Below are 12,316 nucleotides of genomic sequence, written 5' to 3'. Positions count from 1 at the left end.
GTCCCTCACCCCTCACATGCGGAAGACGCCGAAGCCACCGCGCACGCCCTGGTAGGGCGCGGTGTGGATGGCGGACAGGCACAGGCCGAGCACGGTGCGGGTGTCGCGCGGGTCGATGACACCGTCGTCGTAGAGGCGCCCGGACAGGAACATGGGCAGCGACTCGGACTCGATCTGCCGCTCCACCATGGCGCGCAGCGCCGCGTCGCCCTCGTCGTCGTACGGCTGTCCCTTCGCGGCGGCGGACTGGCGGGCGACGATGGAGAGCACGCCGGCGAGCTGCTGCGGGCCCATGACGGCGGACTTGGCGCTGGGCCAGGCGAAGAGGAATCGGGGGTCGTAGGCCCTGCCGCACATGCCGTAGTGGCCGGCGCCGTAGGAGGCGCCGAGGAGGACGGACAGGTGGGGCACGCGGCTGTTGCTGACCGCGTTGATCATCATCGCGCCGTGTTTGATGATGCCGCCCTGCTCGTACTCCTTGCCGACCATGTAGCCGGTGGTGTTGTGCAGGAAGAGGAGCGGGATGTCGCGCTGGTTGGCGAGCTGGATGAACTGGGCCGCCTTCTGCGACTCCTCGCTGAACAGCACCCCTCGGGCGTTGGCCAGGATGCCCACCGGGTAGCCGTGCAGGGCCGCCCAGCCGGTCGTCAGGCTCGTCCCGTACAACGGCTTGAACTCGTCGAAGTCGGAGGCGTCGACGATCCGGGCGATCACCTCGCGCGGGTCGAAGGGGGCCTTGAGGTCTGCGGGGACGATGCCGAGGAGTTCCTCCGGGTCGTACGTCGGCGGCTCGGCCGGGCCCGGATCGGGGTACGCCTTGCGGTGGCCCAGGCGGGCGACGACGCGGCGGGCCTGGCGGAGCGCGTCCGGCTCGTCCACGGCGAAGTGGTCGGCGAGGCCGGAGGTGCGCGCGTGCATCTCGGCGCCGCCCAGCGACTCGTCGTCGCTCTCCTCGCCGGTGGCCATCCTCACCAGCGGCGGCCCGCCGAGGAACACCTTGGCACGCTCCTTGACCATGATCACGTGGTCGGACATGCCGGGGACGTACGCGCCCCCGGCGGTCGAGTTGCCGAAGACGACGGCGACGGTGGGGATGCCGGCGGCGGACAGCCGGGTGAGGTCCCGGAAGATCGCGCCGCCGGGGATGAAGATCTCCTTCTGGGAGGGCAGGTCGGCGCCGCCGGACTCGACGAGGCTGACGCAGGGCAGCCGGTTGGCGAGGGCGATGTCGTTGGCGCGCAGGGCCTTCTTCAGCGACCAGGGGTTGCTGGCGCCGCCGCGCACGGTCGGGTCGTTGGCGGTGATCAGGCACTCGACGCCCTCGACGACGCCGATGCCGGTGACGAGGGAGCCGCCGACCGCGTGTTCGCTGCCCCAGGCGGCCAGCGGTGACAGTTCCAGGAAGGGCGTGTCGGGGTCGAGGAGCAGTTCGACGCGCTCGCGGGCGAGCAGTTTGCCGCGCTCCCGGTGCCGGGCGACGTACTTGTCTCCGCCGCCCGCCAGCGCCTTGGCGTGTTCGGTGTCGAGGTCGGCGAGTCTGGCGAGCATGGTCTCGCGGCTTGCCCGGTGGTCGGGGGCGGTGGGGTCGAGGGTGGAGGCGAGGACGGTCACAGGAGGGCCTCCGGGATGTCCATGTGCCGGGCGCGCAGCCATTCGCCGAGCGCCTTGGCCTGCGGGTCGAAGCGGTGCTGGGCGGCGACGCCCTCGCCGAGGATGCCCTCGACGACGAAGTTGACGGCGCGCAGCCCGGGGAGCGGGTGCCGGGTGACGGGCAGGTCGCGGGCCTCGGGGATCAGTTCCCGGAAGCGGTCGGTGGTCAGTTCGTGGGCGAGCCAGCGCCAGGCGTCGTCGGTCCGGACCCAGACGCCGACGTTGGCGTCACCGCCCTTGTCGCCGCTGCGGGCGCCGGCGACGAGGCCGAGGGGCGCGCGGCGGACGGGGCCGGGCGGGAGGGGTTCTGGCAGGGGCGGTTCTGGTACTTCCGTCAGTACGGCGGTGTCCTGGGCCGGCGCCACGGGCACCCGGCGCCCGTCGTGGAGGACGGCCACGTGGTCCACGGCCTCCCGCGGAACACGGGCGGCCTCGAACACGCCGTACGGGGCGCCCTTGCCCGGTGGGGCCGGCACGTGGAAGCCGGGGTAGCTGGACAGCGCCAGTTCGACGGCGGCCGCGCTCAGTACCCGGCCGACCTTCTCCTGCTCGGGGTCGCGCACGACGAGCCGCAGCAGGGCGCTCGCCGTCTCCTCGGTGGCGGCGTCGGGCCGGTCGGTCCGGGCCAGGTGCCAGCTCACCTCGGCCGGACGTGACCCGGACGCGGCGAAGAAGTCGCTCATCTGCTGTCGTACCAGCGCCGCCTTGGCCGGGATCTCCAGGCCGGTGAGGACGAAGACGACCTCGTTGCGGAAGCCGCCGAGGCGGTTGACCCCGACCTTGAGCTCCGGGGGCGGGGCCTCGCCCCGGACGCCGTCGATCCGTACCCGGTCGGGGCCGTCCCGCGTGAGCCGTACGGTGTCCAGGCGGGCCGTGGTGTCCGGTCCCGCGTACCGCGCCCCGGCCGTCTCGTACAGGAGCTGGGCGGTCACGGTGCCGACGTCGACGAGACCGCCGGTGCCGGGGTGCTTGGTGACGACGCAGCTGCCGTCCTCGTGGAGTTCGGCGAGGGGGAAACCGGGCCGCGGGGCGCCGCCCTCGCCGAAGAACGCGTAGTTCCCGCCGGTCGCCTGCGCCCCGCACTCCAGCACGTGTCCGGCGACGACCGCGCCCGCCAGCCGGTCGTACTCCGTCGGCGCCCAGCCGAAGTGCGCGGCGGCGGGCCCCGTGACCAGGGCCGCGTCGGTGACCCGCCCGGTGACCACCACGTCGGCGCCCGCGCGCAGGCACTCGGCGATGCCGAACCCGCCGAGGTAGGCGTGCGCGGCCAGCGCTCCCGGGTGGGCGGCGGTGAGGTCGTCGCCCTCGACGTGCGCGACCTGTACGGGGATGCCGAGCCGGTCGGCGAGGGCGCGTACGGCGTCGGCGAGTCCGGCGGGGTTGAGCCCGCCGGCGTTGGTGACGATCCTGACGCCCCGCTCGTGGGCGAGGCCGAGGCACTCCTCCAGTTGCCGCAGGAAGGTGCGGGCGTACCCGGCGCCGGGGTCCTTCAGCCGGTCGCGGCCCAGGATGAGCATGGTCAGCTCGGCGAGGTAGTCGCCGGTGAGGACGTCCAGCGGGCCGCCGGTGAGCATCTCGCGCATGGCGTCGAAGCGGTCGCCGTAGAAGCCGGAGGCGTTGCCGACGCGGAGCACGCTCACCGAACGGTTCCCTTCGGCGGGCGTCCGGTTCCCGGCGGCCCGGCGAAGGCCTGGGCGATGTCCAGCCACCGGTGGGCGTCCGGGCCTTCGGCGGTGAGGGCGATGTCGGCGCGGTGGGCGCGCTGGGTGACGAGGAGGCAGAAGTCGAGGGCGGGGCCGGTGACGCGTTGCGCCGCGTCCTCGGGGCCGTAGGTCCACACGTCGCCGCCGGGTGCGGTGAGTTCGACGCGGAACGGCTCGGCGGGCGGGGTGAGCCCGTGGGTGGCGTGGGCGAAGTCCCGGGCGCGGACGCCGATGCGGGCGACGTGCCTGAGGCGGTCGGTGGGCGGGCGCGTCACACCGAGGGTGTCGGCGATGTCGAGGCCGTGGGCCCAGGTCTCCATCAGGCGGGCGGTGGCCATGGAGGCGACGGCCATGGGCGGGCCGTACCAGGGGAAGCGGGCGCCGGGGGCCGCCTCGCGCAGCGCCTTGTCCAGGTCGGCGCGGCCTTCCCGCCAGGCGGCCAGCAGCTCGGCGGGGGCTCGCCGGGCGCCTTCGTCGGCGCCGTCGTCGACGTACCGGTCGGGTGCGGCGAGGGCCCGCTCCACCAGGACGCCGAAGCCGTCCTCGTCGGTGACGGCCAGCAGGGCGGCCCGGTCGGTCCAGGCCAGGTGCGCGATCTGGTGGGCGACCGTCCAGCGGGGCGCCGGGGTGGCGAGGCGCCACTCCTCGGGGCTCAGCCGGGCGACCAGCGCGTCGAGTTCCTCGCTCTCCTCGCGCAGGTCGTCGATCACGGGCGTCGGGTCGGACACGGGCGCTCCCCTCGGGCACGGCGGCGTACGGCGCGGTGTGGGGAGGAGCATGGCAGCGGCCCTGTAAACAATCAAGCACGCTTGCATGATTTGAGGCCCGGGTGATGCGGTGGGTGGCTCGGGTTCCTCGGGGGCCTTGGGCATCTCATGGAAAAGCGTGAACATTTCGCGGGAAATGTTCACGCTCCGCTCAGTTGAGCAGTTGGCGGGTCACCGTACGTCGGCCTCCGGCTCCGACAGCCGACGCTTCGCCCGCCCTCCCCGCCCCACCTGGGTCCGCACCGCGCCCATGCTGGCCGCGATGACCAGGGCGATGGCGGCGGACTGGGTGGCGGACAGGGCCTGGTCCAGGATGAGGAAACCGGCCGCGGCGGCGATGGCGGGTTCCAGGCTCATGAGGATGGCGAAGGTGGGCGCGGGCAAGCGGCGCAGGGCGAGGAGTTCGAGGGTGTAGGGCAGGACCGAGGAGAGCAGGGCGACCCCGGCACCCAGCGCGAGCGTGGTCGGTTCGATGAGCTTGCCGCCCGACTCTGCGATGCCCAGCGGCAGGAACAGCACCGCGCCGACCGCCATCGCCAGGGCCAGCCCGTCGGCCTGCGGGAAGCGGCGGCCCGTGCGCGCGCTGAAGACGATGTACGCCGCCCACATCACGCCCGCCGCCAGTGCGAAGGCGGCACCCACCGGGTCGAGGCTCTCGAAGCCGCCGCCCCCGAGGAGGAAGACGCCGGCCAGGGCGAGCGCGGCCCAGACCAGGTTGACCGCGCGGCGGGAGGCGAAGACGGACAGGGCGAGCGGGCCGAGCACCTCCAGGGTGACGGCGGGGCCGAGGGGGATGCGGTCGACGGCCTGGTAGAAGAGGCCGTTCATGCCGGCCATGGCGATGCCGAAGACGACGACCGTGCTCCAGTCGGCCCGGGAGTACCCGCGCAGCCGGGGGCGGCAGACCAGGAGCATGACGACGGCGGCCACGGCCAGCCGCAGTGTCACGACGCCGAGCGCGCCGGCCCGGGGCATGAGGCTCACGGCCAGCGCGGCGCCGAACTGCACGGAGAGGCCACCGGCGAGGACCAGCCCGACCGGCCCCAGGGAGCCCCGGCCGCTCGGGGTGCCGGTCGGGGCGGGCGTGGGCCCCGGGCCGCCCGCGGGTGCGGCGGCGGCCGGGGTGGACGGGGTGGCGGCGCTGGGGGTGGTCACGGGGCCTTCCTGGGACTCGGTGCGGAGAACGAAACCTGTGCCGGGCATCGCGTAGCGGCGCCCATCGCGCGTCGCGTCGCGGGTCGCGCGTCGCGTCGCGGGTCGCGCGTCGCGTCGCGGATCGCGCGTCGCGTCGCGGATCGCGCGTCGCGCTGCGCCGACCGGTCCAGGGTAATGACCTCCGGACAGGACCGTGCAATGTTTACGCACCTGACGATGGGTCCCTCACCCCGCCCGGGTCAACTCCGTCCGCCGTTCCGCCCGCCATCGCCCGCCGTTCCGTCCGCCATCACCCGCCGTTCCGTCCGTCATACGGACCGGGCCCCAGGGGCCTTGCGAAGGTGATCGCGGCAGGGTGGGAGGCGAGGGGGGCGGGAGAGGTGCGAGGACCGCTACGCCCGCCCCATGTCCACGACGTACTTCCCGCGCACGCCTCCCGCTTCCAGCCCGCGGTGCGCCTCGGCGATGCCGTCCATCGGCAGGACGGCGTGGATGACGGGGCGGACGTCTCCCTTCTCCGCGGAGCGGGTGAGTTCGGCCATGCGCTCCGCGGAGGGGTTGTTGCTGAAGAGCTTGATCCGCCGGGGCCGGAGGGCGGCCCGCAACCCCGTACCGAGCATGGACAGGACCATGCGGTCCGGGTCGAAGGCGAGAGCGACCATGCGTCCCCGCCGGTCGAGCCGGGCCTGGTAGGCGCCGAGATCGGTGCCCACCACGTCGACGACGACGTCGAAGCGGCCGAGGTCCTGTGGCCGGGTCGTGCGGTAGTCCAGGGCCGTGTCGGCGCCCAGTTCCCTGATCCAGTCGAGGTTCCGGGCGCCGGCGAGGGCGGTGACGTGGGCGCCGAGCGCCTTGCCGAACTGCACGGCGACACTGCCGACGCCCCCGGTGGCGCCGCGGACCAGGAGCCGCTCCCCGGGGGCGAGGCGCGCCTTGTCCGTCAGCGCGGTCAGCGCGGTGGTGCCCGAAACCGGAAGGGCGGCGGCCTCCAGCAGGCTCAGGTTCCCGGGCGCCGCGGCGAGCCGCTCCTCGGGGACGGCGACGTAGTCGGCGATGGCGCCGAAGGTGAAGTGCGGCATGACTCCCCACACCCCCTCTCCCACCTGCCGGCCGCGCACCCCGGGACCCACCTCCGCGACGCGGCCGGCGAAGTCGCCGCCCACGCCGCGGGGGAACGCGGCGCGGCTGAGTCCGCGCATCCGGCCCGCGCGGAAGGCGGTCTCCCCCGCGTCCACGCTGGCCGCGTGCACCTCGACCAGCACCTCTCCCGGCCCCGGACGCGGCTCGGCCACCTCGGCGACGCGCAGCACCTCGGGCGGGCCGAAACGGTCGTACTGGACGGCACGCATGCGGTTCTCCTGACTCTCAGCACTCTCCACCCCACCTAAACGGGGTGGCCCCCCACTTATGGTCGCTACCATAACCGGAGAGGCACCCCGATTGGCAATCCTGGAGGTCATGGTGGTCGGCAGTACGACCCGGCGCCCCTTGCGCGCGGACGCCCGGCGCAACTACGAACGCATCGTCGTCGCCGCCGAGGAGACGTTCACGGCCCAGGGCACCGACGCCTCCCTCGAAGAGATCGCCCGCCGGGCGGGGGTGGGCTCGGCGACCCTGCACCGGCACTTCCCCTCCCGGCGCTCGCTGCTGGAAGTCGTCTTCCGCGACCGCGCCGAAGCGCTGTGCTCGCGGGCCCGGGAGCACGCCCGGGGCAGCGATCCGGGCACCGCGCTCTTCTCCTGGCTGCGGGATTTCAACGCGTACGCGGCCACCAGCCGCGGTCTGGTCGGGTCGCTGCTGCGCGACGGCCGGGACGCCGACCTGCTGGAGGAGGACGACGGCTGCGCGGCGATGATCACCGCCGCGGCGGACGAACTGCTCCAGCGGGCCCGGCGGGCAGGCACGGTGCGCGCCGGTGTCCGCGCCGAGGACCTGCTCGCGCTCGTCGGCGCCGTCTCCCTCGTCACGGAGGAGGACGACGACGGAACGCGGGCGGGCCGGCTGCTGGACATCGCGATCGCGGGTGTGCGCTCCCACCCCTGCGAAGGCGGGACCGCACTCCCCGAAGGTTCCTGACCGCAGCCGAGGGGACGGCCGGTCGGCCGGACACCGCGACGGGTACCGTCCCCCTGGCGAATGCCGATGCCCGCCGCCCCCACCACACTCCCGAGGTCCCGTGCGACGACTCCTTGCCCGTCTCTGGCGGCTCCTGCGTCCCTTCCAGAGCCGCCTCATGTGGTTCCTCAACGCCAAGTTCGTCGTCGGCGTGACCGGCGTCGTGCGCGACGGCGAGGGGCGGGTCCTGATGCTGAGGCACCGGATGTGGCCGCCGGGCCGCCAGTGGGGTCTGCCGAGCGGCTTCGCGCACAAGGGCGAGGACTTCCGGGAGACCGTGGTCCGCGAGGTCAGGGAGGAGACCGGCCTCGACGTGGAGGTGGGCCGCCTGGTGATGATGAACAGCGGCTTCCGTACCCGCCTCGAAGTGGCCTACGAGGCCCGCCTGCTCGGCGGTGAGCTGCGCGTCGACCCCTTCGAGATCCTGGAGGCCCGCTGGTGCCGCCCGGACGACCTCCCCGAGGGCGCGCAGCCGGTGTGCGGTCCGCTGGTACGGGGCGAGACGGCACTCTGAACCCCCTTCGCCGTGCCGATCTCCGACTGGATCCAGCCGGGTCGCCCACACGCCCACGCACCTGAAGTACCACTTCGAGAAGTGCCCCCGGCACGACGGGCGTACGGTCGAAGCCGTACCGAGGAGGTCTTCCGATGCGCAGCGTGACCTGTTCGATGAGCGTCTCGCTCGACGGCTACATCGTCGGGCCGGACGGCGACTTCGACTGGACGGCGCCCGGCGACGACGTCTTTGGCCACTGGATCGACGAGATCCGGCAGGTCGACGTCCACCTGATGGGACGACGGCTGTACGAGACGATGCTGTACTGGGAGACCGCCGGCCAGGACCCGTCGCTCGACGACTCCACCCGCGAATGGATCTCGCTCTGGAATCCGCTCCCCAAGGTGGTGTTCTCCACCACGCTGTCGGAGGTGCGGGGCCATGCCCGGTTGGCCTCCGGGAGCCTGGCGGAGGAGATCGAGCGGCTGCGGGCCGATCCCGGTCAGGGCGAGATCGCGATCGGCGGCGCGACACTCGCCGCCGAGGCGGCCGCGTCGGGCCTGATCGACGAGTACCGGGTCATGGTCTACCCGGTGCTGGTCGGCGGTGGCATCCCGTTCTTCCCGAGGGACGAGCGCCGGGTGGACCTCGAACTCGTCGAGACCCGCACCTTCAACTCACGCGTCGTCCACCTGCGCTACCGCGTGGCAGGCCGGGCGGTGCCCTGACCACGCGGCCTGGCGGGGCGGGACCCGCCGGAGCGCCCCTGACCCCGGGGGGGCCTAATGAGCGATCCCCGCGCCGCCCATCGACAGACCCAGCCCCTCGGTGTCGTCGAACGTGTCCGCGTACAGCCGGGTGACGCCCTCGGTGCCGGGTCCCTCCGCCGTACCGGGCAGCAGCCATGCGACGCCGTCGACCGTGTCGCTGCCCGGCGCGGCCACCACGAGGTCGGCACGGCCGTCGCCGTCCAGGTCGGTGAGGCCGACCGAAGCGCCGAAGTCGGCGTCCCCGCCCGGGGCGGCGCCGAGGTCGCCCCCGTCGAACAGCCGGGCGCCCGCTCCGGTGAGGCCGTCCGGCCCGCCCGGCAGGAACAGCACCTGCTCCGGACCCGGCTCCCCGTAGATGTCCCACCGGGGCGCCCCGGCCACGACGTCCGCGTACCCGTCACCGTTGACATCCCCGGTGTCCAGGGCGTAGAAGCGGGCGTCCTCGTCCTGAGGTTCCTCGCCCGGCACGCCCGGAGTGTCCCGGTCGACGGTCGTCGTCCGCTTCCCGGGACCGGCCTCGGACCCGTACACCACCGTCACCGAGCTGCGACTCGCGTCGCCGCCCCGGGGGCTCAGGACCAGGTCGCCGTAGCCATCGCCGTCCACGTCGCCGACCGACCCCCTCCCCGCGTCGGGCAGGCGCGTGCCCTCGAACTGTGTAAAGCCGTCCCGGCCGCCGCGCAGGTAGCTCACCGGCTGGTTCCTTTCGGACCAGGGAACCTCCGGTCCCGTGTCGGCGTCGTGAAAGCTCACCAGGTCGTCGATGCCGTCGCCGTCGAGGTCACCGGCGAGGAGGTCGCCGTAGTTCGCGTCGGCCACGTCCGGCGCGGGACGGCGGGGTGCGGGGACGCGGGCCGTCCCGGCCGGGGTGCCGTCGCGCCCGAAGGGCCCTTTGAGCAGCCCCTTGTCGGAGCCGAGCCCGAAGACCAGGTCGGCGTGCCCGTCACCGTCGAAGTCACCGGCGGCGAGCTGCTCGTCCAGGATCGGGTCGTTGTCCCAGGCGACGTCACTGCGCCCCGTCCCCGGCACCCGGGCCGCCCGCGACAGCCCCTCCTCGGAACCCCACATGATGACCACGCTCGGCTCCCAGTCGAAGACGGCGGCGGCGAGATCCGTGTACCCGTCCTCGTCGAAGTCGCGGGCCACCACGTCGGTCCCGAAGAAGGCCTCGTCGCGGTTGTTCCCCGGTATCGCGGGGTCGTCCTGCGTCAGGTACTGACAGCGGCCGAGCCCCGTCCCGTTCCCCACCCCGTACGCGACCTCGATACTTCCCCCTCCGGCCCCGCCCTCCACGGATCCCCCCGCACCGAAGGCCAGGTCGGGGTGCCCGTCCCCGTCGAAGTCGGCGGCGGGTACGGCGCCGGTCGGCGCGGGCCGGTCCGACGCGGGCCCCGCCGCGGGCGCGGCACCGTGGGTGCTGGTGCGGCAGCCGTGCGGCGCGGCGATGTCCTGCGGCCCGTCGTCGGCGACCACGAGCCCCGCGACGACCGCCAACGCGACGACGGCCGCCGCACCGCCCCCGATCACCCACGACCGCTTGCCGCCGCGTCGCCGCGGCCTTTCCGCCTGGTCACCCGAACCGCTCATACGGACGATCACGCTCCGGTGGCGTCCCACGGTTCCGGTCCCGCACCCCGACCAGGGCCCTCGGCTTCCACCACCGGCCGCGGCGGCGACCCGCCGTCAGACGGGCCGGGTGCGGTACACGCCGCCGGGCCCCGTCACACGAGCTGGTCCAGCGAGGACTCCAGGCCCCGGCGACGACGTACATGGCCGCGTCGCCCCGCCAGTGCCGCCATCAGCGTCCACACGACCGTGCCGGCGATCAGCCCGTTCAGACGGCCCGCGGCATCCACCTCGTCCGCCTGCTCCATCGGCACCTCACCGTCGGGATCACGGATCACGGCGAGGCGGTCCCCCACCTTGGGGGCCCCGGCGTCGCCGTTGTACGCCAGCTTCTCCTTCAGCTCCGTGCCGTCGGTTCCGCGAACGGTGTAGCGGTGGTTGTCACCGGACGTACCGGCCGCGCTGTCCGCCACGATCACGACGTTCACTCGCTCTCCCCGCGCTTCGAGCACCGCCTCCGGCGCGTACTGGACGGCGCCGACGAGGACGAACAGCGCGGGGACCGGGGTCAGCAGGGACAGCCAGACGGCACGGTGCAGCACGCTCAGCAGGACCAGGAACGCGAGGCACAGCACCACCCCCACCGAGATGGGGACGGCTATCAGGTCCGGGTACAGGTACCCGGCCGCCGCGGTGACCGCGGCGGCCGCCCAGCCGAAGAGGACCAGCCCGACCGTGCGCCGGACCGACGTCCACGGGGTGACGCCTCCTGCGCGCGCGGCTCCCGCCGATGCGGTCGCGCCGAAGTCCGTACCTGTCGACATCCCGCTCCTTCACCCGCCGTGGTGAGCCGGCCCGTTCCCTCCCGGCACGGTCGGCACCCTACCGAGCGACCGGCCTCCCTCACTCCTGCCGCCGCCCCACGGCCAGCAGGTGCGAACTCGCCGCCGGCAACTCCGGGTAGGGTGCTCAGCCGGTCCGCCTCGTCGACGGCCTCGCTGTAGAACCTCACGATCTCCGGGGTTACCTCAAGGCTTGTCATCCGCGCATTCTGGTGGCCGCCCGGCGAAGCGGTCCATACGGCGCGGACCTGTTGCTACGCCTCGCCGCTGCCGCCAGGCCGATGGGCCACGAAGGAACCGAGGCCGACCTCGGCGCGGATCAGCCCTTCCACTTTGAGATGGGCCAGCGCCTTCTGAGCAGTCGACGCGGCGATACCGAACTCGGCCGACAACTCGACCACCGACGGAACCCGAGCGCCCACGGGATAGGTGCCGTCCGCGATACGCGCCTCGATGGCAGCGGCGACCTGCCGCCAGACGGGCCGGGTGCGGTCAAGCTCGGGAGTCATGCAGTGGACGCTAGAACTCTGCGGTAGACCGCGCGACCGCGGTAGACTGCGGTAGACTGCGGTAGACCGAGTTGACGGCCCAACTGAAGACCCCCGCGACGGGTGGAGCCGTCCGGGGGCGTGGCCACCAGCCGAACCAGAAGGAGCTGATGACATGACCGAGCCTATCGGCCGCCTCGTCACGTGGTTGAGCCTGCTGCTCAAACCCCGAGGCACTCACCGCCGCACCAGCCTGCGACCGACGACCCGCACCGCACCGCACCACCCGGCCACCGTCGGCATGGTGCCCCTTCCCCTCCACCGCAGCCCCTACGGTCTCCCCTCCATCCTCGACGGAGCCGAGACAGTGGCCGTACGCCCGTACGTCCTCGTAGACGCGCCGTACGAGCTGGAGGTGGCGGCATGACGCAACCACGCGAACCCCGCCTGCTCCCCTGGTCCGGCCCCGAGGGCAAGCCCTGTTACCTGATCACCGACGACGACGGCGGCCCCGTCTCGCGGCTGGCCGACACCACGGAGTCCACCCAGCTCGGGATGGGCCTCGAACTCCTGGCCCACGCCCGCTGTCTCCTCCCGGACACCCCGCACGGCGAGCTCCGCTACCTCGCCGAGCGACTGGCGGAGTGCCTCGCCGACGTCCTTCGGGTGGCCGAGAGTCGCGGCCGGCGGCTGGAAGCCTTCGACTCGGCGAGCTGAGAAGCCGACGAGGGGTGGCGGCCCCGGCTCCTCCCCGGGGCCGCCCC

General features: G+C 73.6%; 13 protein-coding genes. 5 read left to right on the top strand and 8 right to left on the bottom strand.

What is annotated here, in order from left to right:
- Positions 1-12: 12 nt before the first annotated feature.
- The 5 genes from QC283_RS33340 to QC283_RS33320 form a co-directional block, all read right to left on the bottom strand.
- Positions 13-1,611, bottom strand: coding sequence for an acyl-CoA carboxylase subunit beta (locus QC283_RS33340; protein WP_279565489.1), 1,599 nt, complete (start codon positions 1,609-1,611; stop codon positions 13-15).
- Positions 1,608-3,290, bottom strand: a complete 1,683-nt coding sequence (locus QC283_RS33335) for an acyclic terpene utilization AtuA family protein (RefSeq protein WP_279565488.1) — start codon at positions 3,288-3,290, stop codon at positions 1,608-1,610. The genes QC283_RS33340 and QC283_RS33335 overlap by 4 nt, the downstream gene beginning before the upstream one ends.
- Entirely contained in the window at positions 3,287-4,081 is a 795-nt protein-coding gene (locus QC283_RS33330; protein WP_279565487.1) for a TIGR03084 family metal-binding protein, read from the bottom strand. The genes QC283_RS33335 and QC283_RS33330 overlap by 4 nt, the downstream gene beginning before the upstream one ends.
- Positions 4,082-4,291: 210 nt before the next feature.
- Entirely contained in the window at positions 4,292-5,275 is a 984-nt protein-coding gene (locus tag QC283_RS33325; RefSeq protein WP_279565486.1) for an EamA family transporter, read from the bottom strand.
- Between the two features lie 392 nt (positions 5,276-5,667).
- Complete coding sequence (locus tag QC283_RS33320) at positions 5,668-6,624, bottom strand: NAD(P)-dependent alcohol dehydrogenase (RefSeq protein WP_279565485.1); 957 nt, start codon at positions 6,622-6,624, stop codon at positions 5,668-5,670.
- 91 nt (positions 6,625-6,715) lie between these two features.
- Between QC283_RS33320 and QC283_RS33315 the strand changes: the two genes are divergently transcribed.
- From QC283_RS33315 to QC283_RS33305, 3 genes are all read left to right on the top strand, one after another.
- Positions 6,716-7,351 (top strand): TetR/AcrR family transcriptional regulator, encoded by a 636-nt coding sequence (locus tag QC283_RS33315; RefSeq protein WP_279565484.1) that lies wholly within the window; start codon positions 6,716-6,718, stop codon positions 7,349-7,351.
- A 100-nt stretch (positions 7,352-7,451) separates the two neighbouring features.
- Entirely contained in the window at positions 7,452-7,904 is a 453-nt protein-coding gene (locus QC283_RS33310; protein WP_279565483.1) for an NUDIX hydrolase, read from the top strand.
- Positions 7,905-8,038: 134 nt separating this feature from the next.
- Positions 8,039-8,614 carry a dihydrofolate reductase family protein gene (locus QC283_RS33305; RefSeq protein ID WP_279565482.1) on the top strand — a complete coding sequence of 192 codons (576 nt, stop codon included), beginning with the start codon at positions 8,039-8,041 and terminating at the stop codon, positions 8,612-8,614.
- Between the two features lie 54 nt (positions 8,615-8,668).
- Here the strand turns inward: QC283_RS33305 and QC283_RS33300 are convergent, their stop codons facing one another.
- The 3 genes from QC283_RS33300 to QC283_RS33290 form a co-directional block, all read right to left on the bottom strand.
- Positions 8,669-10,243, bottom strand: a complete 1,575-nt coding sequence (locus QC283_RS33300) for an FG-GAP-like repeat-containing protein (protein ID WP_279565481.1) — start codon at positions 10,241-10,243, stop codon at positions 8,669-8,671.
- A 134-nt stretch (positions 10,244-10,377) separates the two neighbouring features.
- On the bottom strand, positions 10,378-11,046 hold the full coding sequence (locus QC283_RS33295) for a hypothetical protein (RefSeq protein WP_279565480.1): 669 nt from the start codon (positions 11,044-11,046) through the stop codon (positions 10,378-10,380).
- Between the two features lie 272 nt (positions 11,047-11,318).
- Entirely contained in the window at positions 11,319-11,573 is a 255-nt protein-coding gene (locus tag QC283_RS33290) for a GntR family transcriptional regulator (protein WP_279565479.1), read from the bottom strand.
- Between the two features lie 154 nt (positions 11,574-11,727).
- On the opposite strand from QC283_RS33290, the gene QC283_RS33285 reads away from it, so the two are divergent.
- On the top strand, positions 11,728-11,979 hold the full coding sequence (locus QC283_RS33285; RefSeq protein WP_279565478.1) for a hypothetical protein: 252 nt from the start codon (positions 11,728-11,730) through the stop codon (positions 11,977-11,979).
- Positions 11,976-12,269 (top strand): hypothetical protein, encoded by a 294-nt coding sequence (locus QC283_RS33280; protein ID WP_279565477.1) that lies wholly within the window; start codon positions 11,976-11,978, stop codon positions 12,267-12,269. Before QC283_RS33285 ends, QC283_RS33280 begins: the two co-directional genes overlap by 4 nt.
- Positions 12,270-12,316 lie beyond the last annotated feature (47 nt).

The organism is Streptomyces sp. DH41, from assembly GCF_029813785.1.
Taxonomy (GTDB): Bacteria; Actinomycetota; Actinomycetes; order Streptomycetales; family Streptomycetaceae; genus Streptomyces.
The sequence above is the reverse complement of the archived record's forward strand: the minus strand, read 5'-3'. Positions and strand labels throughout refer to the sequence as shown.